We start from the raw sequence: 22,354 nt of genomic DNA, 5'->3' as shown, positions 1-22,354 counted from the left end.
AGGATTTCGTAGCGGCCCGGTAGAGCTCTGAATAAGCCTTCATGAATACAGTGCAGGTCGTATGCGTGAGGATGTGTAACGTTCTGGGACTCTGGCTTGCTGCTGGTTGCGGGTCTTACGAGTGGTATGTTCATGGAATGGGTAGCAACACGGGTACGAAGGAGGGTCGACCGCGCGACGCGGCCATCAGCCGCGCTCTAATACGAGCCGCTGAGCGACTCATGGAATCCGACGGTTTCGATAAGCTCACCGTCGACGGGATCGTCAGTGAGGTTGGCACGACGCGTCAAACGTTCTATAGGCGCTACAAGAGTGTGTCACTCCTGGCCCTCGAGATTCTCCTTGAACGGTTTGGCCGCCAGGAAGAGATAGACACTGGCAACCTTTCATCTGATCTGCTCGAGCTACTGCGCACTGACGTGGCTATGATGACATCTCCGCTTATCCGAAAGAATCTCACTGGACTCCTTGAAGACATGCGCACTGACGATGAGATTCGTGCGCGCTACCTCAAAGAAGTGATTTATTCCCGCCGAGAGGTGGTGAGTCGGGTGCTCGAACGGGCGAAAGCTCGAGGCGAGATCACCCGAGATGACACTGACTCCGAGTACATCTGCGACCTCATGTTTGGACCAGCGCTGTCGCGTGTGGTCCTGCAAACTGGGGCTCCGATTGACGATCGTCTCGCGCGCCAGATCGTGGCTTCGTTGATGCGAGAGCTTTGCTGACACTTGACCGCTGCCGATCTGTTAGCTGGGCGCCCTGAGGGTGATCTTCGCCAGTCCCTCGCGACTAAGCGATACCGTTCTGAATACCCTCTGGCCGAAGTGACTTGAGCGATCTATGCTCGGGGACTGGCTACTGTAAGTGATAGAAACTGTGCCGAATTTACGGAAATGGGTGCGGTATATCTAGCGGGCTGCTACCGAGCCTCTCCAGGCCGCGGATGCGCCTGTTTCTATGCCCGAATGTCATCGGAACTGCACCCGGAATTGCTGCTTTCACGCAGTACAGACCCGCCAGAGAAAGTTCGCGACTAGTTTGATCAACGATCATTGGATCATATCCTTCAGATGTAATCCGCATCACCATATTACGCAAGTCATCTCCGCTAGAAGCGGAAACCCTGAGCGAGTATTTTTCTTCCAGTTCCGAGATCTCAATCTTGCTTGCCCCTCGCCTGTCGTCCAGATGTCGAACAAGGTGCGCTGCGTCCGGGTGAGCGTGCATGAGAGCGTGGTCGCCGAGCTGACGAACGTTTTCAAAGCTATGAACCATGCTCCGGGCGTTAAGCCAGTTTGCTTGCAATGCACCATCGACGCTTCGCAAAATTGGCGCAAGCTCGCTCAGAGCATCAGTAAGCGCTTGTCCGAAACTAAAACGACAACTTGCTGCAGATACCGAATAGGCAACGCGTGATTCACGAGACCCTTTTTCTGCGCGTCGCGCATGGACCCATACCACGGGGATGTCGCCAATGGATTTCGGCGCAAAAGCGGTCACCTGGCACTCATTCTGTTCCTCGATATACAGCCACAGATTGCGACACTCTTCTCCCATAGAATCCTGGGAGATGCGGATGGGGGTGTCCTGGCGATACCACGCCCTAAGACATGCATCACGCTCGACAACTTCCAGTAGCCCAAACAGTGAGGCTTCGGCTAAAGAATTTCCGAGTGCGCAACCGTTTGAAACTTCATAAGCCTGCCGAGGGTCACCCCGATTCACCAAAGCGTTCCCGTAAAACGCATAACCTTCGGGTACGAGTATCGGACTCTTCTTGCCTAAAGAATATCCCCACGTCCACCTGCACTCTGGATCGAGCCGAGGAGATACGAATCCTTCACCGTACAGTTCATGCTCTCCTGCCCGACGGAGATCGAGAGCTGCCTCAGCTAGGTCACTTCTTCGACAAGTCATCGCCGCCAGAGCTCTAGCAGGTGCGAGCCCTGCCCACCTCTCAAGCGCTTCGAAGAGCGCAGTGGATTGGGCGACTTCTGAGGACTGTGCCCTACCCCAGCCGGCTTCCTTTGACTTGCTTCCGCGAATGGGGACCGCCGCTTTGGCGACCTGAAGTCCGGCTACTTCTCCTATCTCGATTGCTGGCGTGATCCCAGCAAAATCATCCACGTAATAGCTCCGCAGCGACTCAAGGGAAGGAGCGAGGGAGCGAAGAGAACCAGGCTCTGACTTCTTGCCGGCTTTCCAGTTGAAATCCTCTGGTCGGGACACTGGAAGCTGTCCGCACCATGCGCACAACGGGTCAACAACGATCCAACGAGGTTGAATAGAAAGATCTGAGAGGCCAACGGTGAAGTATCGACGCCTACGATCCTCATCCCAATTGATCGCTTCCTCTCGCAAATTCTCAGCCAGCAGTACGGCAATTTCGGGTAGTTCCGGTCGAAGGCGTAATACCTTTTCGCTCAGATGAGGTAGAAGCCGCTTACTGTTGGCCTCTTCGAACACCTCACCGTGTTGGCGGATTCTCGTCCGTCTAGATAGCAGACACTGAGTACAGCACGTCTCTCCCGCTTGCTCAACAGGCCCTATCACTAGCCATCCTGGTTCATGTGTAATGAGTTGCATTGCCCCAGTTATCGAAGGGCGATCGTCTTCCCACATGTCAGATACAAAGATGTCTAGCCCGTTCTGAAGCACGCTCGAAGCTGTGCTTTGAACTGCCTGAAAGAATGCTCCTTCACCGCGTATCATACGCTGCTCCTAAAACCAATTGGCTGTCTCAATGCCTGCCCTCCTTTAGCGAATACCCGCGTGCTGCGAGTTCATGGTGAAGTGCTCCATAGGGGCTGCTAGGCCAGAGTTCATGAGGAACAAGCATCGGCGCTTCGGCATCCGAACTTCGTTGGGACGAGGGTCGCAACATAGAAATTCTCTCACGAATAAGAGGCCATGCACCTAAGGCGCCGGAGAGCGATTCGAATAAGAGGGGCGCCGTCTTCGCGATATCGCACCCAAACTGTACAAGCACACTCGGCTGACTCATCAAACGGTATACCTGAAACCATCCCTTCCCCTCCAAGCTTTGACGCGGGCACTCCTTCATCACCATCCTCGCTAAAAAAAGCAGAGCGAAATCAGCATCCGCTTTCGCGGGGAACGCACGGGATGAAGAACAGATCTTGGCGGCAAGGCGTTGTATTGCGACACGCGCCGCCATATTCCGAGAGGCTTCCACGGACTCTCCGCTCGCAATTGTCACATTACCGTCAGCTGCGCAGGCTTCCGAGAAGCGTAGACCGAGTTGAATGTGGTTTACCTCACCAACCTCGAATAGCGGGCCCAGGTGACGATTAACTAAGCGCGCCAATAGCTGATCGGAGGTAGTCGACCATTCATCTGGCGAAGAAAAACGCTCAACGTCTGTGGACAGAGTTGTGTTGTCAACACGAATCACTCTCCCAGAAGCATTATCTGCCATATGGGCACCACGAGATGAACTCGCAATTATCTTCGCTACCCGAAATGCACGGCGCGCGTTCCGACCTTCACCTCGGCTGCTTACCCCCTCTACGGACTCTACCCAGGCCTGGAACCCTTGCGACTTACTTTCATCGAAGGCGTGGACCCATGCCGCTTGCGAACTAGAAGTGACTTTAAGTGCCTCGTAAGGTGCATCGGTTGGGCGTTCGAGTACCCCCCGAGTCAAAAGAATATCGGTGAGCCTCCTAGTTGCAGACGCCCCACCTTGCGTGTCGGAATAACCGGCATCCATGCTTGTCACATCGCTAATTTTTGACAGCAGTAAGGGAGTTACGCGTTGCTCGAATTGTCCTACTCTCCAGGGTCGGGCTACAGAATTCAACGCAATCGTGTGATCCTGCTGAGTCATGAAGACGACCTCACCGACGGCGTTCAGACCACTCACGATCGACTCCCGACGGCAATCTCTCCGACGCTAGCTGCAACATCAGGATCCCAACCTGTGTAGTCCTGCAGGAGCCGAGGGGTCCCAGTGCCCAAAAGACAGCACGAAGTGTCCTCGGCGACGGACAATAACGACCAGCTCTCCATGACAATCCCCACGTGTTTGAGGATCAGGGAGTACCCGATCTCGCGATACTTGCGGAAAAGATCGTTAAACCTCGCAACCATGATCACCAGTACCTGGGGAGCGGCGGAACCTGCCATCGCGACCCGGGCATCATCACACATCCGCGCGGCGGGCTCCGCCCCGTTCAATACTTCTAGAGTGTGGGATTCCTTACGATAGATATAGAGCCCCGCCGGCACTCCTTCAGCGTTCCGAACAGCTAGAACTAGATCAAGTTCGTAGATCGCGCCACCGGAAGGGTACGACCTATTGAACGGCTCCCGCCCAACAACCCCCGATAGCAGATTCGACAAGGCTTGACTTGACACTGGATTCGTTTCGTTGTATCCGCGTCGCGATAGCCGCCGGTCCAGTGCCTCCCCGAGCGAGATTTGGTCTTCAGCCTCACGTCTTGATCTGGGCAAAGGATGATGTCGACCTGTCCCTTCAAGGTAGGTGCTCGCCCTGGCTTCGCTGATCACCGCACCGAAGTTGTCGCCAATGATGGCGGCGCGGTGTCGACGACTCCGTAGATGAAACCAACGTTCATGAACAGCCCAATTGTGATGATCTCTAGACCGGGATAGTTGTGCATCAACATATATGCCAGAAGAGATAAGCTCAGTAACTACTTCTCCTAAGATTCCAGCAGGCACGCCATGCACGCCACGCAGCACTTCACTCGCCAGGGAGGCGTCGCCGATGTGGATGCGCCTGCCGCCGCTCACACGTTCCAGTAGGAACCCCGACTGCCATGGACATACGACGACATCGTCGGCGATCCGGTATCTCGGAACCCGAGAGCTGTCGGGTTCCGTGCCTTGACAGAAGTCAACTGGAATGCTCTCAGCCCTCACTAACCGACCATCCCAGATTCTCCTAATGAGTAATGAAGCTTCATTCAGGCTGGTAAGTAAGCCGAACATCCCCATCGCCTTCGACTCCGCCTCGGTAACCTCCGATGAGGCAATCAGACGCAGAAACTGCAGCGCAGCATCGCTAGAGTCACCTAGTTTCCATGTCTGACCGAACCACTCGAGCCAGATTTCTCGACTTCCTGGCGAAGTTCTCGTCTCACGCTTCACCAATTTGATACCTGAAATTAGCGAAAGACGAAGAGTCATAGCTCGTACACCGTTCGGAAACGCTCGATCGCCCGCGACACGCTCGCGTTTTCCCCTGGACCGGGCAGCAGCTTCGAGGAGGCCGTCACTTCGAACAGACGCTCCGCGCAGTCTGCAGCTAGGTGGCAAAGCAGAAATCGTTCCCCTGGCTTGATTCCTAGCCGAGTGAGCTGGAGGTAAGAGTAATTGAGCAGCAGACGGTATTGCGAGAACCAGATGATATTCAATGTGGTTCCTGTTTGTTCCGCCGCATGAAAGGGACTAGCTGATACAGCAAAGGGGGCATCGTTTCGCGAAGCCGTTGACCAAGGCGGGTCTATGCTGAGCCTTCCCGCCGAAATCTGATACGCAGAGTCCTGGAAAGTTCCTGACGAGGAGCTGAGCCAGGATTCAACTAGTGGTGAAAGCGCTTCTCCACAATCGAGTTGTGTGACGATCTGGTGAGCCCGCTCGTCTAAGGTCTCTGCTGCCTTTCGACTCATCCGATCCCACTTCTCCCGGAGACCCTTGCCTTCGGGCCACCAATTGAGGAATGCCTCGCTATGGGAACGAAATGACACGAACCCTCGCGCTAACCCGACTCCAGAGAACGCATGCACCGTAGCAATCATGAGGTCGAAGGCGAATTGGCGGAGTTCTGCCGGGTGATCGAGGTGTTCGAGCACGCCTAGGCCCGATCTTGTTGTCTCGACATAGAAGCGCTCCAATGCCTTTGCGCCAGCGGAGCCGCCGACCATTTCTGTCCGTTCAGGTGCCCGAATCATATCCACATGCGCATCGCTCATTAAAGGGAGGAAGGGACCTTGGTCGGACTCAAGCTCGGCGAGTCTTGCTTGGTGATCCTCCGAAAAGTTTGAGGCGGAAAGTCGATACTCGTCTCGCTCGCCCGTAACCCTTACCAGTTCGAGATGCTCTCGGAGATTCGCAGTGAATGCCTGAATACTTCTCATTGGCGTGTCGGGCAGCACGATTCGCCAGTGGGGACCCTGTTTCCAGTGTCTTACGAAGTAGGCATCGCTGATCTCGGAAGCCGCTTTCATAGCCGGTGCCAGATAGGTCGACGCAACTGGCTCGCGGTAGTCAAAGACTCTCACGATATAGCTCATCTCACTCCACCCCATTCTTTAGTTCAAGGATTTCCTGAGCCGCGCGACGGACTGCTGCCTCATCGTCGATTGTGACTCCGATCCTGTTGCAGAAGAGGTGAAATAATAGGTTGAGGACTCGCTCAGGCGTAATGTCTTCTGGTCGGTTCGGAGATAGCTCGATGAATCGTGAAATCGACTGGATCTCGTGCGCCCACATTTGCGATGCCACGTCACTAGGATTGAAACGGTCGTGGGCGACCTTCAACCGCGAGGGCATGGAGACCGACTCGCCTGTGAGACGGATGCCACAGAGTTTCGCGGTCTCAATGCCGCAACGGATCGCGAGTGCCATCTTGCTGCTGCGACTTGGCGCCTTTTGAAGTACTTCAATCGCGAACTGGGAGGACCATACAAAGTGGTCTTCTACCCGGTGTAGCAACTCGCCGTCTCCGTATCTTCCGCGTTCTGGACGATAGGGAATTGTCCTCACGCTACAGTTGGGCAGCATTTTTGGGAGATAGTCGACTTGTTCATAGCGGCCAAGTACACGGGCACTGTGGGCGTACGCCGTAGCCGTAATCGCGTCACACGGGTTGTTCCTGAACCAGATGCGAGTGATGTCGGCAACGATGCTTTCGAGCTGCTCAATATCAGCATCGGGTTCAACCAACAACCGGAGCCTGACATGCGGACCACCATCCCAGTAGCGCAAGAAAAAGAAGAGTTGTGTAGAGCCGATCGCTTCAGCAACTTGGGGAATGAGTTCAGCAATCAGCCGGTTCTGGTCGCCGTGATAAAAGATGTGGGTGCTCAGCCAGAGCCTGGTCCGTTCCAAGTCAATCGCCTCCTTTCAGCGTTTTCGTATCTCGAGAACTGTTTCCTCGTGGGGAACTGTCCCTGAGACGGGCACAGGGCTCGCCGCCTCAACGACGACCACGCCTGATGTGGACCGCAACATTTGCGCGAATGAATCTAGATACTCATGTGAGCGAAGGTCGAGATATTGGGGTTTACGCGCCTTTCCAAAGGCTCGTTCTTTCCAATCAGAAGACTCGATTTCTAGACGTATGTAGACGTGCTCAGGTATCTGGTGCTTGCGCCGCCAGAGTTCGAACTCCCAGAGTGTCCGCGCATCAAGAGGTGGCCTAAGAGGGACATCTGAGACGTTCGCAACCCACTTTTGACGTTCAAATACGACGTGCTCGAACTGTACTGGAGGAATGATTTCGACCTGGTTCGACGTCGGTGCGGCCAAATGTTGCACGATAGGGAATGCTGGATGTTTGAGGTTTGCCCTGCCGAACAGTGCGAGTAGGAATCGGGCAGCCGGGGGCATTATTGGCTCTGCGAGAAGCCCTGTGAAGCCGGGACGGAAGTCAGCACCGTTACTGTCTGTAAGGGTTAGTAGTCCATTTGGTCCCAGCCGCACCTTCAGATCACCGAGGTTGATGGCCTTGGCGGCACCAGTCTGTACTTCGACGTGAGGGTAGCGGAGAAACTTTGCTTCGGGTGGTGCGGTGAGATTTCCTGCTGATCCGAAAGCTCCGGGTATGGGCAAGGCCTCGACTGTTGCGGAAGTGCTATTGCTCGGCAATACCGTCAGTGCATCTTTGCCCGACGCTTGTTCTAACAGGCGCCACCAGCGGGCTCTGCCTCGGCCGTCCCCGGCGCCCACCACATTGATCATGATCGTCTCGCCGTCTGTTTGCGCATAGAACGTGGCGCGATCGCGCGTACTGATCCAGGCGGGGTAGGAGGATGTGATCTGCTTTAGCCGATCCTTCGTAAGAGGGCCGTTACGGCATTCTTCTCTGACAGCATCTCGCGCAAAGCGCCTCAGCTGGTTAAGGCTCACTAGGCGGGGATCTGTGCTCCTTGCCAATAGCTTGCCGTCAAGAGGTCTTGCCAAGTCGAGTAATTCCAAGGTCTCGTTGTGCGACCCGTTTTCCGTCGACCTGTACTGGCGAAGGGCTGTTTGAACTTCGAAGTAGAAATCTACGAAGGTCGTGGCCTCTGAATCTCCTAGAACCTGTCTCGCAAAGTTCGCGGCTGCCAGACGCACGGGGAGCATCCGGTCGAAAACAGAGAGCCATTCCGTTATGACTCCCAGCAGGCTGACAGTCTCAGCGCTCTGGAACTGTGGTTGAAGTTGGCCTGCCGACAAGCGCAACGCGTTCTCGTGGAACCCATGCTTTGATTTTGCCTGCTCTTTCGGCCATGGTATCCCTCCAAGAAGTTGGGCGAGTCGCGCCCCTACCTTGTGCACCTCTTCTAGGCGTTGTCGGGGCGATGTTTGACAGTCCGCGATCTGCTGCCTTCCTAGACACGCGTGTAGTCGACCGAATAGAGCCGACAGCTCATATGAATCCTTGTCATCGATTGCCTCACTGCACCACGATGCGATCTTCTCGAGAGCAGTCGGATCATCCAACGAGAACGGAGGAAACAGCTCCAGGAGACCCAACTCAATCGCGCTGTCCACATGCTCTTGCCAGCCGTCGTCAGGTCGCGCAGCGTAGACCTCGGAGAGTGAGGTGGCTGCTTGCCGGCACATGTCGATGAGTTCGTCAAGTTGAGGGCTGGCTCTGACTTGCACGAATGGCTCGGAGCGTCCGTTGCCGGTAAACCGAAGCACGCCGTTGTGGCGGACAATTGACGGATTCACTCTCAGTATTCCCGATCCAGCAAATGTCTCGCGCTTGAATAGACGAGTAACAAACTGGTCAAGAACGTACTGGTCCAACTCGATCACCGAAGCGGTTGGGCTACCCGGCTGCTCTTCTGCACGGGGAGTAGCGATCCCAGTCGTGGTGAAGGTGCTATATGGGCTGGTTTTGGCGCCGGCTCGCGAAAAATAGCGAAGCAATGCAATCCGAGAGTGTCTCGAAAGGCTATTCCCATGCTTACCTATTGCCTCTGACAGTGCAAATGTCGCCGTCTCAAGGCCTCGAGCGAAATTTTGATCGCTTAGCGCCAACGTTACCCAGGTATGAGTGTCCTCCTTAAGCAGATTGGCAAGCGAGTCTTCCTTAAGTTGCAGAGCAACACGCAGGGAATCCCATTCCTGAAGTAGCCCAATCTCGCGCGAGGATAATTCGGCAAAGACTTCGCGGGAACGCTCGCTTCTGGGGATCTTTCGCTTGTTGTGAATAGACCTACGCAGGCCAACTAGCTTTGCACGGATGGAAGTGTCGGCTTCTGGGATGCGTTGATACAGGGCATCTTCGAGCTGGGCGCCTACATCGTTCAAGTCGGCGTAGGCCTCGACGACGAGATCAACTCTCCGTACGAGTTCCCTATTTCTCACAGTAGAGAGCAGCTCGGGAGAAACTCCCGCACGTCTGGTGAATACGGGTTGCTCGATCGCCCATTCAGCCAATGTTCTCGTACCATGCCCTTCATCAGATACGGATTGGGGAGGGTGATCGCTTTCGGCGCACCCTCCCCAACTTCTTCGTGTCTGCCAGTTACGGCAGCGACGAGCAGGAACAGCCGCAGCTCGGCCACGAAGCGCCGGTCTCGACGAGACCGTGCCCAGCGGTGAGCGACTCTACGGTCAGTCCGTCGTCGGACAGGTCGAAGACCTGAGCGTCGATCTTCTGGAACGATTCTTTCTCATTCATGTTGCACCTCCTCTCTATTTGCATACAGTACATGCTGTATCGGCACTGGTCAAAGTCGTGGGTGAGTGGTCTCACCGGGGTCTGGTGTGTGACACGCCGGCGTTGCGGTGGCGCGGCAGGCGTGGTGTTCGCGCTGAGGACGGACGTTCTTGACGCTCACCATCCGCGAGAGGCACCACGCCTGGAGGCTTGTTCAGAGCCCTACCGGTTCGCTACAAACGCCCTGATTAGCGAGCATTTTCAGGCTGTGAATCATGTGCTCTGAAAAAGCCTCCGGCTATGTCATTTCCCCGCGCGTTTCCCGCGCACGTCGAATCAGAATCGGTCGGCCTCGCGCGTCCGCGGTTGTCTCGAGCTGCTCTCCACAGTCCCTGACCCGCGTCGGCGCCGCGGCGTCCGGCACCAGATCGACGCGATCCTCGCCGTCGGGATCGCCGCCGTGTTGGCCGGGTCGCGGTCGTTCATTGCGATCGGCAAATGGGCGGGCGACGCGTCCACGGCCACGCTCGCTGACACCTCGGTGTCACGGCTGGGCGCAGACCATCGGAACCCACGATCCGTCGCGCGTTCCGGGACATCGACGCGGACGTCCTGGACCAGGTGATCGGCGCGTACATGTGGTGACGCACCGGCATGCTCGGCGGGCGGCGGGTGTTCGCGATCGACGGGAAAACGGTCCGCGGGGCCCGCTCCCGCGCCGCACCTGGTCTCCGCGCTGGAGCACCACTCGGGGACCGTGCTGGGGCAGGTGCAGACACGTGCGGAGAGCAATGAGATCCCCGAACTCCGTGATCTGCTTGACCGTTTCACCCTGGAGGGTGTCGTGGTCACCGCGGACGCGATGCACACTCCACGCGACATCGCGGAACACATCATCGCCGCAGGCGGCCACTACCTGCTGACGGTCAAGAAGAACCAGCCGAGCCTGCACCGGCTCTGCAAGAATCTTCCTTTGGCCAATGTGCCGGGCTCGACCGAGATCGATACCGGGCACGGCGTCTGGGCGCGCCGCACGATCAAGGTCCTCTCAGCGCCGCCGGGGCTGGAGTTCCCGCACACGCTCCAGGTCGCGCAGCTGCGCCGCACCCGGACCGTGAAGGGCCGTCAGAGCGTCGAGGTCGTCTACCTGATCTGCTCCCTCGACCACAGCTAAGCCCCACCACGAACACTCGCCGCGTGGAGTCGAGGGCGCTGGGGCATCGAGAACCGGGTGCACTGGGTCCGCGACGTCACCTTCGACGAAGACCGCTCCCGAGCACGGGTCGGCAAAGGGCCCCGCGTCATGGCGACGCTACACTCCACCGCGATCAGCCTGCTCCGCCCCACCGGACACAACAACATCGCCGCCGCTCTCCGGCATCACGCCCGCGGCCACACCAGACCCGTGAAACTACTACTCACCAGCTGATACCGACTTTGACGGGGCCCTGCATGCTGTATGGGAACTGGTCAACCATCATCTTGCACCCAAGCGCGGATCCGCACCACTGCTCGCGACACGCCGGTATGACGGTGCTGTCGGTTCCCCGCCTGTCGGCAACTTAGGGTATGGTGTGATCCGGAACTCTCCATGACCGCGGGGCTACTACGCCCGTGGCACGGCGACGCCCACGGCACGGCACTGACGCCACCGTGCTGAACGGAAGATCAGAGCCTCAGCAGTGTGGCCGGCCTCGCGGGTCGTGCCGCTCAGTATGGATTCCGCATCTACGCCGGATGATACGCAGCGCTGGCCTCGCAGGGTTCCCCGTGATCGCAGCTGAATGTATGGTCTTAAGAACGAATGTGAGTGGAGGTGTCGCCGTTGCTCCTGTCTCTCTGGCTGATGATGCAGTTCATCGTGCTGTCACTTTCGGTGGCCGCGGGGTCGGTACTCGCGTCCAACCCGACGCAGACTTTACTCATTGTGGCTGCGAGCGCTCTCGTTCTGGCTCACTCTGTATGCTGGGTGGCGAATGCACTCGCTCGTTCTCTTCGGATGGCGCCTAACGCTCCTCCAGTGCCTACGCGTATCCAGGCATCCGAGGGGCTGCGTCTCCCCGGGGAACCTGGGACGCCGGGCAATATTCGGGCCCGTGCTCCGGCCTTCGTCGTCCAGACCTCCTTCTGAGCGACAGATAGCTCACGCCTACTATGGCAAGAGTGGCAGAAGCGCCCGCCTATCGGCTGTGCGTTCATCGTTTTGAGGAGGTGTTGTAGCCCACACTTCAGCATCTAGCGAGACGAGCATTTCGTGTATCCTTATACCCCCAACAACGACCACCATGTTCCTGCGGTAGCGCAGGACGACATCCCCGTTCGCCCTGAGAATGAGGGGCAATCAGGGTCGTCTCGATCTTTGCTTTCATCGCTTTGGCTGCGTGTTTCTACGCGGGTGAACATTGGCGTGATGGTGGCCTACTCCGGTGCTGCGGCTCTGATTGGAGTCGAAGGGCTTGCAGTAGTTGTCACATATTCTTCGATGTGGCCTGTTGGGATCCCTATTGTCGTGGGAGTTCTCTGGCTCGCGTATGTCTTCCGCGAGCGTTCGACGGCTGCGTGGAGACGTCTCCGTGGTCGAGGGCCAATAAGAACAGATGAGATCGACCCCAAGTCGTAGTCGATGAATATGGGCCCCTACGAGTTCTTGCCGATCCAACTTCTTCTCAGGATCGCATACTGGGCAGTCACGACCCTCGAGTCCTTTGTCGAACCCGTCGCCGGCAGCGAGAGTGCTGCAATCACTATCATCCTCTTTACAATTGGTATTCGATTGCTTCTCATTCCAGTAGGAGTATCCCAAGTGAAGGCGGGAGTCGCCCGGACTCGGATGGCACCTAAGGTCACTGAGTTGCGACGGCGCTACCACAAGAATCTAGAAATGCTCCAACGCAAGACAATGGCGCTCTACGCGGAAGAGAAGGTCTCCCCGTTCGCCGGCTGTCTTCCCGTGCTCGCGCAAGCACCAGTTCTGATGGCGGTATATGGTCTGTTTATTCGACCGTCAATCGACGGGCATTCGAATGAGTTGCTACTGCGTGCCTTTCTAGGAGTTCCTCTTGACTCGGGGCTTCTCGGGCTACTTACTGACGGCATGATTACCTGGCCTGCGGCCGCGGTGTTTGTAGCAATCATCTTTCTCATTGCCGTGGTAGCTCAAGCTTCTCGGCATCTTCTTGCTCCTTCGAGTCCGCCCCCTTCCGACAGCCTCCCGCCCGGGTCACCAAACCCTGCGGCGATGATGCGAGTCCTCAGCTTCATGCCCTTTGTGACGGCGGGCATCGCAGTGCTCGCCCCTCTGGCCGCCGGGCTGTATCTACTCGCCACGACCTCATGGACTCTCGCTGAGCGCCTCGTTCTCATTCGAATACTGGAGCCGGGCAAAGTCGCACCCATGTGAGTATCGACAGACCGAAGCCGCAACGGTAGTCCATGGGTTGCTGTATTGAAGAATGGAATCTTTGTGCGGAGGGAAATAGTTCGCGTGTGAAAATTGCCCCTTAGAAAAAGGCTGGATGTCGAGATGCGTGATTTTGCCCGCCACCGATTTAGGGCACTTACGGCCCTAAGCGGCCCACACTTTGTCGCCTTTCCGTGTTCGCGATTCTCGACCGTTCCCTGAATCCGCGCCTCAGAGCAACGAGACGACGTTCAGCAGACTCAGCTACACGCCACTCAGATTGCTGGATGACTGTGGACACCTTTGCCTTTTTCGGCTCATCGTAATTGAGGGTGTAGTCGGGGTCTGAAGACGCCAGTTTCGAGCAGGCTGCGGGCGATGTAGGTGGTGAGGTTGCGGAAGCCCAGGGTGGTGCCGCGGAGGTGTTCGAGGCGGCCGTTGATCGCTTCGGTCGGCCGTTCGACGTGCCGGGGCGGTCGAAGTAAGCGAGGATGTCGGCGGCGCGGGCGTTCATCGTGCGGCCGAGGGTGACCAGCTCTTTCAGGGCTCGTGGGACCTTGCTGCTGATCGAGTCGATCAGCGCTTGCATCGCCGTCCTCCCGGCGGTCCGATCCGGGTCGCGGTAGGCGGCGATCATGCGTTGATAGATGCCCCAGGTCGCCTCGACCTCGACGTGCTCGTCGACCGCGAACACCGTCTTGAGGCGGGCGTGTTGCTTGTCCGTGAGGAGGTCGGCGCCGGTGTGCAGGGTCCGGCGTGCCGAGTAGAGCGGGTCTCTGGAACGTGAGCCGCCCAACGTTCTCTGGACCATGTGAATAGTTGTCTATGCAGCGAGATTCATGTGATGCCACAAGCAGCAGCCGCCTGAAATCACCACGCGTTGCAACGACCACTAAACAATGCCCCGAGGGAGGCGTACCCAAGAGGCATCTCGCGAGGGTCGCGGGCGGGGGCGAGATGCCGGCCGGAGCGGGGGTGGGTTAGACGGAGACCGGCTCGGAGAACAGGGCGTCCAGGAGCGATGCGACCCACTGGATGAGGGCGCGGTCGCCCAGCGCGGCGCCGTCGAGCACCGGCATCGGCACGACGACTGCATCGGCCTGCTGGAGGTACTTCGCACTCGGGTACATCCGGCGCAGGCGCACCTGGATCGAGTCGGGCAGGTGTGCGGGAGCGACGCGCACGTTCGAGCCCATCGCGACCACGTCGCTCAGGCCCGCCTTCTGCGCGCGCATCCGCAGCCGAGAGACCAGGATGAGGTTTTCCACCGCCTCGGGCAGCTCACCGTAGCGGTCAGTGAGTTCCTCGACCACCAGGTCGATGCTCCCCTCCTTCGCGGTCAGCGAGGAGGCGGCCGAGAGCTTTTGGTACGCCTCCAGCCGCAGCCGCTCGCTATCGACGTACTCCTCCGGGATCCGCGCATCGACGGGCAGCTCGAGCCGCAGCTCCGTCTGCCCCTCGGCGACCTCGCCGCGGAACGTGTCAACAGCCTCGCCGATCATCCGCAGGTAGAGGTCGAACCCCACACCCTGGATGTGCCCGGACTGCTCGCCGCCGAGCAGATTGCCGGCGCCGCGGATCTCGAGGTCTTTGAGCGCGATCTGCATGCCGCCGCCGAGGTCGGAGTTGGCGGAGAGGGTCTGTAGCCGGTCGTGCGCGGTCTCGCTGAGCGGCGCCGTCTCGTCGTAGAGCAGGTAGGCGTAGGCGCGCTCGCGCCCGCGACCAACTCGCCCGCGCAGCTGGTGCAATTGCGAAAGTCCGTATTTGTCGGCGCGGTCGACGATGAGCGTGTTCGCGTTCGGGATATCAAGACCGGTCTCGACAATGGTGGTCGAGACGAGCACGTCGAACTTTCGCTCCCAGAAATCGACGATGATCCGCTCCAGCTGGGCTTCGCTGAGCTTGCCGTGGGCGACGGCGATGCGCGCCTCCGGCACCAGTTCGGCGAGCTGGGAGGCGGCACGGTTGATCGTCGAGACCCGGTTGTGCACGAAGAACACCTGGCCCTCGCGCAGCAGCTCACGGCGGATCGCAGCGGAGATCTGCTTTTCGGAGTACGGGCCGACGAAGGTGAGGATCGGGTGGCGCTCCTCAGGCGGAGTAGCGAGAGTCGACATTTCGCGGATACCGGTTACCGCCATTTCGAGCGTCCGCGGGATCGGCGTGGCACTCATCGAGAGGATGTCGACGTTCTTCTTCAGCGCCTTCAACTTCTCCTTATGCTCGACGCCGAAGCGCTGCTCCTCGTCGATCACGAGCAGGCCGAGGTCTTTGAAGACGATGGCGTCGCTCAGGAGCCGGTGCGTCGCGATGACCATGTCGACGGTGCCATCGGCGAGGCCCTCGATCGTCTCCTTCGACTCCTTCGCACTCTGGAACCGGCTGAGTGCCCGCAGGTGCACGGGGAAGCCGGCGAAGCGCTCCTGGAACGTCTCGAGGTGCTGGCGGACGAGCAGCGTGGTCGGCACGAGCATCGCGACCTGCTTGCCGTCCTGGATCGCCTTGAACGCGGCGCGGACGGCGACCTCAGTCTTGCCGAAGCCGACGTCGCCCGAGAGCAGGCGGTCCATCGGAATCGGCCGCTCCATGTCGGCCTTCACCTCGTCGATCACGGTCAGCTGATCAGGAGTCTCAGCGAACGGGAACGCCTCCTCCAACTCCCGCTGCCACGGCGTGTCCGGCGGGAACGCGTGCCCGCGCGAGGCCATCCGTGCGGAGTAGAGCTTGACCAGCTCGACGGCGATGTCACGGACTGCGCGACGCGCCTTGCTCTTGGCCTGTGACCAGTCGCTCCCGCCCATCTTGCTCAGTGCCGGGGCCTCGCCACCGACGTACCGCGAGAGCAGGTCGAGCTGGTCGGTGGGGACGAGGAGCTTGTCGCCGGGGAAGCCGCGCTTGCTGGGCGCGTACTCGAGCACCAGGTACTCGCGGCGAGTCTTCACCGCGTTGCGCCCGCCGCTGGAGACCTCGCGCTGCGAGAGTTCGACGAAGCGGCCGATACCGTGCGTGGCGTGCACGACATAGTCGCCGGGGGTGAGCTGCAACGGATCGACGACGTTCTTGCGGCGCGACGCGAGCTTCTTCACGGCGCGGGAGTCGTAGCCGACGGTGCGGCCGTAGAACTCGGTGTCGGTGAGCAGGGCGAGCTTCGCCTCCTCGATTTCGAAGCCGTGGTCGACCGACGCCTGCACGACGTAGGCCAGCCCGGTCTCGAGGTCTGCTGGCAGGTCGGCGACGATCCGCGCGGCAACCTCGTGTTCGGCGAGCACCTGGTCGGTGCGCTCGACCGTGCCGGTGCCCGGGGCGGTCAGGACGACACTCCAGCCATCGGCGAGGCGCGCGCGGACGTGCGCGAGGGCGCCCTCGACGCTGGCGCCGAAGCCGGGGACGGGCTCGCCCTCGATCCGCACGGCGAGGATCTCGTCGATGCCAAGTTCCTCCGGCAACACGTCGGTCTCGCCCGCGGCGGGGCCCTGACGGAAAGTGCTCATCGTCCACCAGGGGTGGTCGGGAGTCTCGGCGCCGGGAGCGCTGTACTTCACGGAGTCGCACAGCGCGCCCAGCGAGATGAACTCGCCCGAGGCGAGGTCGATCGGCGTCTCCGCCCCCGCGGTCGCCGCGCTCCACGCCGCCTGAAGGAACTCACGGTTGGTCTCGGCGAGGCTGATGGCGCGGGTGGCCACCCGCTCGGGCGCGAAAACGGCGACCGCCGCCCCCTCCGGCAGATAGTGCGAGACCGGGACGAGCCGGTCCAGCAGCGCCGGCGCCAGCGACTCCATGCCCTCGACCGGGATGCCCTCGGCGATCTTCGCGAGCATCGCCGACAGGCTGGGGAATTCGTGCAGCATCTCGCGCGCCCGCTGCCGCACGGCGGGAACGAGCAGCAGCTCGCGGCTCGGCGGTAGGTCGACGGAGTCTGTTTCGCCCGGGAGCGAGCGCTGATCGGCCACCGAGAAGCCGCGGATGGAGTCGACCTCGTCGCCAAAGAAGTCCACCCGGCTGGGGTGCTCGGCCACGGCCGGGAACACGTCGAGGATGCCGCCACGCACCGCGAACTCGCCGCGGCGGGTGACCATGTCGACTCGGGCGTAGGCGAGGTCGACCAACTCGGCGGAGATGCGGCCCAGGTCGTAGCCGCGTGCCCCCTTGACCAGGCGGATCGGCTCGATATCGGCCAGATTGTCGGCGACCGGCTGCAGGGCAGCGCGCACGGAGGCGACCACCACCAGCGGACGCTCCCCCGTCCAGTGCTTCATCCTTCGCAGCGCGTCGAGGCGACGCCCGACGATCTCGGCGCTCGGGCTCAGGCGCTCGTGCGGGAGCGTCTCCCACGCGGGGAACTCGACGACATCCGCCTCGGGAAGGACACAGCCCAGCGAGGCGCGAATGTTCTCGGAGTCGCGGCCGGTCGCCGTCACGACCAGCGCGGCCTGCGGGCGACCCGCCTCCGCTCGACGCCCGAGCAGCCCCGCGAGCAGAGGAACCCGAAGGCCGTCGGCCACCGAGAAGTCGGCGTCCCGCGCCGCGTACGCCAGAGCATCGTCGAACGTGGAGGCGCGCGACAGCGCCGAGATGATCTCGTTGAGGGGCACCACGCCAGTTTACGGGCGGCCGGCCAGTCGGCCGCCGCCCCCGCGTGAGCGAACCCTGGACCGCCGAGGGAGCCCGGCAATTCGGGTCCCGTCGACGGGTTCCCTCGAACGGGTCAGGCGCTGGTGTGGAACTTGAGCTGGGCGGCCGACAGGCCGGAGTCGGCGATGAGTTCGACGGCGTCCGCCGCATCCGACACGAGCAGGGGTAGGGCCTCGCGCTCGGGAGCCGCGAAGTCCCGAAGGACGAAGTCGGCGGCCTGCTGGCGACCGGGCGGGCGGCCGATACCGACCCGAACCCGCAGAAACTCGGCCCCCGCGGTCGCAGCGAGGATGTCGCGGATGCCGTTGTGACCTCCGTGGCCGCCGCCCTGCTTCAGCCGCAGGGTGTCGAACGGGATGTCCAACTCGTCGTGCACGACGATCAGGTGCGACGGATCCAGAGAGAAGAAGTCGAGGAGCTGCGCCGTCGGTCCGCCAGAGAGGTTCATGAAGCTGTTCGGCTTACCGAGCACGAGCTTGGGGCCGCCGGGCCGGAGGAATCCCTCGGCGACCACAGCGTTCGCACGGTTGTGTCGGCGGAACGAGCCGCCGATCCGCGTCGCGAGTTCGTCGAGTACCATCTGGCCGACGTTGTGCCGGTTGCGCGCGTACTGCGCCCCCGGGTTGCCCAGTCCCACAATCAGCCAGGTCTCGCCCATGTCGTTCCTCTTCCTCGGGGGCCGGCGGAGGAATCCCCCCTGGCCGACACGGAACGGGCCCGCCGCGGCTGCGAGCGGGCCCGTTCTCGGGATGTCTGGACTACTCGGCGCTCGCGGCGACGACATCGCCCGAAGCGGGAGTTTCGTCCTCGTCGCCCAGGTCCTGCTCGACCTCGGCGGTCACGTTGACGATAAGCACCTCGGCGTCGGTGACCAGCGTGGCGCCCTCGGGCAGCGTGACGTCGGCTGCCGAGATCTGGGTGCCGGCCTCGAGGCCCTCGACCGAGACGACGACGTTCTGCGGAATGCGCGTGGCGTCGACCTCGAGCGAGAGGGTGTTCGACTCGATCGACACGAGCGTGCCGGGAGCGGCGTCGCCCTCGATGTGCACGGGGATGTCGACCTCGACCTTCTCGCCCTTGTTGATGACGACGAGGTCGATGTGCTCGATGATCTGACGGACCGGGTCGCGCTGGATGTCCTTCACCAGGGTGGTCTGCTGCGCGCCCTCGATGTCGAGCTCGAGGATCGCGTTCGCCTTACGCGTGAGCAGCAGAACCTGGTGGCCCGGGAGGGTGAGGTGCTGGGGCTCGGTGCCGTGGCCGTAGAGCACGGCGGGGATCTTGTTCTGCGCGCGAATCTTGCGGGCGGCGCCCTTGCCGAACGAGGTGCGGACCTCGACGACGACCTTGTTGGTCAGTTCAGCCATGATGTTCTCCTTGGGCGACGCACAGCGCCACCGGATCGGGTCGTGGCCGGTAGCCACGGACGGGGTTTCGACTCGAACGCATGTCAGCGTGAGGAGAAGTCCGTGGCGCCCAGGAGGGGCCTCGCCTGCTTCCACCGCGTCGATCACGGATGCAGGTGCATCCCTCGCCGAAGTTCAGCTGCCGATCCTACCGGGCGTCCGCTCTGCCCGCCAGCATCCGGCGGAGACCTTTCGCTCAGACGGCCCATGTCCGGGTGGACTGGCTACCGTGCCCCTATGACGAGTGATGACTTCGGCTCCTACGTCGAGAAGAACGGCTTCCACCGCGACACCAATTACATTCCCACGCGAATCACCGCCGACGGCCGCGACGGCTACCCGGTCGAGGCGGGGCGCTACCGTCTCGTGGTCTCCCGGGCCTGCCCGTGGGCGAACCGTGCCGTCATCGTGCGGCGGCTGCTCGGCCTCGAGGACGCCCTGTCGATGGGCGTCTGCGGACCGACCCACGACAAGCGCAGCTGGACCTTCGACCTCGATCCGGGTGGCGTCGATCCGATTCTGGGCATTCCACGCCTGCAGGACGCGTTCTTCGCCCGCTTCCCCGACTACCCGCGCGGGATCACGGTGCCGGCGCTCGTCGACATCCCGAGCGGACAGGTCGTCACCAACGACTATCCGGTGATGACCCTGGACTTCTCCACCGAGTGGACCGCGTTCCATCGCGAGGGCGCTCCTGACCTCTACCCCGAGAAGCACCGCGACGAGATCGACGAGGTAGCGGAGTTGGTCTTCCACGACGTCAATAACGGCGTCTACAAGTGCGGTTTCGCGGGCTCGCAGCGCTCTTATGAGCGGGCCTACGACCGCCTCTGGGCGCGCCTTGACTGGCTGGAGGAGCGGCTGAGCACCCGCCGATACCTGGTCGGTGACACCATCACCGAGGCCGACGTCCGCCTCTTCACCACGCTCGCCCGCTTCGACGCGGTCTACTACAGCCACTTCAAGGCCAACCGAAATCTGCTCTCGGCGATGCCGGCGCTCTGGGGCTACGCGCGCGACCTGTTCGCCACTCCGGGATTCGGCGACACCATCGACTTCGTGCACATCAAGTCGCACTACTACGAGGTGCAGCGCGACATCAATCCGACCGGCGTCGTGCCGAAGGGGCCTGACCTGTCCGGCTGGCTGGTGCCCTCCGGCCGCGAGGAGCTGGGCGGGCGTCCGTTCGGCGACGGCACTCCCCCGCCCCCGCCGATCCCGAGCGAGCTCGTCCCCGCCGGGCATGGGGCCTGAGGGGGCACGGGCCTGAGCGGGCGGAGTGGTGGGAAGGACCATCCCGTCCTCGAGTACGTGATGCGGGTCCGAGCGGACGTCGGAGGCCCATTCACGTCCGAGGTCCACGCTGACGCCCGCAAGGAACTTGGGCAATGGATCTGGCTCCGGCGCGGGGAGTCGCTGAACGGGGCGGCCGCGTGGACGGTTCAGAACAGCGATCGGCTCATCGCGTTCGCGGCACGCGGTCACGGCCGTTCCGACGGTGCTGGGCCGATCAAGCCCGGCAACGTCCGCGCCGATCGCCTCTTCGACGGCCCGGCGCTCCGCGGGGACTCCCACCGCTCGCGGGATGCGCTGCATGTCTTGCGCGTTCAACTACGCCGCCCCGGAGGGAATCTACTTACTCAAGGAAGCGCAGCTCGTATCGCTGAGGCACCGCGTCATGCTGGCAGTAGTGCCAGAAAATCTCACCAGCTTCGACAGCGTCAAACGCCTCGTCAGCGGGCACTCTATCAACACGACCGTTCCAAGTAATATCCGCAGCGCCCGTGGACTGTTTACCTTCGGGCAACAGGCGAGCCAGCCTGTAGAGACTTTCGGAGCCACCCGCATTCTGCTTCCGTACCTCGATCATCATCACAGCCGCACTCCCGGCAGCCTGCACAAACAGATCCGCCCAAGATCCAGGCAAATCGTTCCTCAACCGCTTGCCCTCCGGCAGTCGAGACAAAGAGATCGCGAATTCGCCTTGACCATCCATCAGCATCGGAGCTCGGCGAACAACGTGCTCAGCAAGCTGATCACTCAAGACTTCTAGTCTCGAAACTCCGTTATAAGTGAATACGTGCGTGACTGGCATCTCCCGAGCTTTCTTTTCAAGGAATTTCCTGAAGGATGACTTTGACAATCGCAGTTGGTTGACCATTCGGAATACCCCTCGCCGGACTTTCTGGCGATTCCCTGCTTGCGTTTTGCCGAGCTTCTCGCTCTCTTCGAGTGTGGCGATATCTGCGACATGGCGGAGGCTGCGCAGTCGCAGCAGACCGTTGTTCCCGACGTCGACGAGGTTGACCTGCACCTGCACCCGTCATCACCGGACCGGACGAGGGAAGGCGTCGGCCGAGAGAGCGGGAAGCAGGAGAAGGTTAGCGGCGCTGGCTTGGCGGGACGTACATCCTCTCGGGTGTCAGTTCTCGACCGGTCGGCGTGTCGACAATACGTTTGCCCTGCTCGTCGATGACGATCTGCAGATCGCTTCCGACAGGGAGGTCGTAGATACCGATCAGAGCGGGCTCGATTTCGCAAGCATCGTTGAAATCGGTGATGCGCCAGTTGTTCGAGTCGGCGAGGTACTCACTGCTGTCCGCCGCGCTCATGATCCGCCAGCCATTGTCAACCCGTGCGTTCGAGGGCTCCCGCAGCATCCATCGCACCGGAGCGCGACCCTCCCACGCGTTCACCGTCATCAGACATGCCCCAGCCTGAGGAATAATCTCCATACCCTGCTCCCGTCTCATGAGATCACGTCAATATCTTGCCCCGTCGCCGCAGCATACGCGCGAACCTCATCGCGCATGAAACCAAACTTGGTTTGCGCGAAATACTGCCCCACGCTGGCTTGACGACGCTGATCGACATGCGCTGTCAAGTCAGGTCGAGAGTGCGCCGTGACCGCAGCAAACACGGCCCGCAAATATTCGGGCTTAGCAGAAATATTCGTGAGAAGCATCGTCAGTGGAAGGCCGAACCTGGGTGAGCGCAGATTGATGTCCGCCCCGCCGTCCAACAACCGTGCGATCAGCGCCGCTTCCC

General features: G+C 60.8%; 16 protein-coding genes and 3 pseudogenes. 6 read left to right on the top strand and 13 right to left on the bottom strand.

Annotated features, from left to right (window positions below; translation table 11 throughout):
* Nucleotides 1–137 precede the first annotated feature (137 nt).
* Entirely contained in the window at nt 138–728 is a 591-nt protein-coding gene (locus tag B0H03_RS07280; protein ID WP_160487254.1) for a TetR/AcrR family transcriptional regulator, read from the top strand.
* Nucleotides 729–888: 160 nt separating this feature from the next.
* On the opposite strand, the gene B0H03_RS07275 is transcribed toward B0H03_RS07280, so the two are convergent.
* The 6 genes from B0H03_RS07275 to B0H03_RS07250 all read right to left on the bottom strand — a co-directional run bounded on the left by B0H03_RS07275 (nt 889) and on the right by B0H03_RS07250 (nt 9,889).
* A complete protein-coding gene (locus B0H03_RS07275) occupies nt 889–2,589 on the bottom strand; it encodes a TOMM precursor leader peptide-binding protein (RefSeq protein ID WP_160487253.1) in 1,701 nt (566 codons plus the stop codon).
* Between the two features lie 1,296 nt (nt 2,590–3,885).
* Complete coding sequence (locus B0H03_RS07270) at nt 3,886–5,139, bottom strand: SagB family peptide dehydrogenase (protein WP_160487252.1); 1,254 nt, start codon at nt 5,137–5,139, stop codon at nt 3,886–3,888.
* Between the two features lie 35 nt (nt 5,140–5,174).
* The gene (locus B0H03_RS07265; RefSeq protein WP_160487251.1) at nt 5,175–6,284 is read right to left on the bottom strand and encodes a lantibiotic dehydratase C-terminal domain-containing protein; all 1,110 of its coding nucleotides are present in this window, start codon (nt 6,282–6,284) and stop codon (nt 5,175–5,177) included.
* Between the two features lies 1 nt (nt 6,285).
* The gene (locus B0H03_RS07260) at nt 6,286–7,101 is read right to left on the bottom strand and encodes a lantibiotic dehydratase C-terminal domain-containing protein (RefSeq protein ID WP_160487250.1); all 816 of its coding nucleotides are present in this window, start codon (nt 7,099–7,101) and stop codon (nt 6,286–6,288) included.
* Nucleotides 7,102–7,116: 15 nt separating this feature from the next.
* Nucleotides 7,117–9,645 carry a lantibiotic dehydratase gene (locus B0H03_RS07255; RefSeq protein WP_109714857.1) on the bottom strand — a complete coding sequence of 843 codons (2,529 nt, stop codon included), beginning with the start codon at nt 9,643–9,645 and terminating at the stop codon, nt 7,117–7,119.
* Between the two features lie 88 nt (nt 9,646–9,733).
* Nucleotides 9,734–9,889 carry a thiomuracin/GE37468 family thiazolyl RiPP peptide gene (locus B0H03_RS07250; RefSeq protein ID WP_104263762.1) on the bottom strand — a complete coding sequence of 52 codons (156 nt, stop codon included), beginning with the start codon at nt 9,887–9,889 and terminating at the stop codon, nt 9,734–9,736.
* Between the two features lie 355 nt (nt 9,890–10,244).
* Here B0H03_RS07250 and B0H03_RS17445 point away from each other — a divergent pair, with 355 nt between their 5' ends.
* The 4 genes and pseudogenes from B0H03_RS17445 to B0H03_RS07240 all read left to right on the top strand — a co-directional run bounded on the left by B0H03_RS17445 (nt 10,245) and on the right by B0H03_RS07240 (nt 13,268).
* Complete coding sequence (locus tag B0H03_RS17445; RefSeq protein ID WP_202129912.1) at nt 10,245–10,493, top strand: transposase family protein; 249 nt, start codon at nt 10,245–10,247, stop codon at nt 10,491–10,493.
* 93 nt (nt 10,494–10,586) lie between these two features.
* A pseudogene (locus B0H03_RS16895) lies at nt 10,587–11,042 on the top strand (ISAs1 family transposase); the annotation flags it as partial.
* A 15-nt stretch (nt 11,043–11,057) separates the two neighbouring features.
* Nucleotides 11,058–11,297 (top strand): annotated as a pseudogene (locus tag B0H03_RS16890) (ISAs1-like element ISMul1 family transposase); the annotation flags it as partial.
* A 1,200-nt stretch (nt 11,298–12,497) separates the two neighbouring features.
* Nucleotides 12,498–13,268, top strand: a complete 771-nt coding sequence (locus B0H03_RS07240) for a YidC/Oxa1 family membrane protein insertase (RefSeq protein ID WP_104263760.1) — start codon at nt 12,498–12,500, stop codon at nt 13,266–13,268.
* A gap of 317 nt (nt 13,269–13,585) precedes the next feature.
* Here the strand turns inward: B0H03_RS07240 and B0H03_RS07235 are convergent.
* From B0H03_RS07235 to B0H03_RS07220, 4 genes and pseudogenes are all read right to left on the bottom strand, one after another.
* Nucleotides 13,586–14,076: pseudogene (locus tag B0H03_RS07235) on the bottom strand (transposase); the annotation flags it as partial.
* Between the two features lie 172 nt (nt 14,077–14,248).
* Complete coding sequence (gene mfd / locus B0H03_RS07230) at nt 14,249–17,860, bottom strand: transcription-repair coupling factor (RefSeq protein WP_104263769.1); 3,612 nt, start codon at nt 17,858–17,860, stop codon at nt 14,249–14,251.
* 113 nt (nt 17,861–17,973) lie between these two features.
* Nucleotides 17,974–18,558, bottom strand: coding sequence for an aminoacyl-tRNA hydrolase (pth, locus tag B0H03_RS07225; protein WP_104263759.1), 585 nt, complete (start codon nt 18,556–18,558; stop codon nt 17,974–17,976).
* A 100-nt stretch (nt 18,559–18,658) separates the two neighbouring features.
* Nucleotides 18,659–19,267, bottom strand: a complete 609-nt coding sequence (locus B0H03_RS07220; protein WP_104263758.1) for a 50S ribosomal protein L25/general stress protein Ctc — start codon at nt 19,265–19,267, stop codon at nt 18,659–18,661.
* Between the two features lie 276 nt (nt 19,268–19,543).
* Between B0H03_RS07220 and B0H03_RS07215 the strand changes: the two genes are divergently transcribed.
* Nucleotides 19,544–20,560 (top strand): glutathione S-transferase family protein, encoded by a 1,017-nt coding sequence (locus tag B0H03_RS07215; RefSeq protein WP_104263757.1) that lies wholly within the window; start codon nt 19,544–19,546, stop codon nt 20,558–20,560.
* A gap of 382 nt (nt 20,561–20,942) precedes the next feature.
* Here B0H03_RS07215 and B0H03_RS16170 read toward each other — a convergent pair whose 3' ends face one another.
* From B0H03_RS16170 to B0H03_RS16535, 3 genes are all read right to left on the bottom strand, one after another.
* A complete protein-coding gene (locus B0H03_RS16170; protein ID WP_127843848.1) occupies nt 20,943–21,626 on the bottom strand; it encodes a hypothetical protein in 684 nt (227 codons plus the stop codon).
* A gap of 61 nt (nt 21,627–21,687) precedes the next feature.
* Nucleotides 21,688–22,041 carry an immunity protein Imm33 domain-containing protein gene (locus tag B0H03_RS07205; RefSeq protein ID WP_104263755.1) on the bottom strand — a complete coding sequence of 118 codons (354 nt, stop codon included), beginning with the start codon at nt 22,039–22,041 and terminating at the stop codon, nt 21,688–21,690.
* A gap of 14 nt (nt 22,042–22,055) precedes the next feature.
* Nucleotides 22,056–22,354, bottom strand: a 299-nt coding sequence (locus tag B0H03_RS16535) for a hypothetical protein (RefSeq protein ID WP_165827978.1), incomplete at its 5' end; no start/stop codon positions are given.

The organism is Rathayibacter iranicus NCPPB 2253 = VKM Ac-1602 (assembly GCF_003149025.1).
Taxonomy (GTDB): domain Bacteria; phylum Actinomycetota; class Actinomycetes; order Actinomycetales; family Microbacteriaceae; genus Rathayibacter; species Rathayibacter iranicus.
The sequence above is the reverse complement of the archived record's forward strand: the minus strand, read 5'-3'. Positions and strand labels throughout refer to the sequence as shown.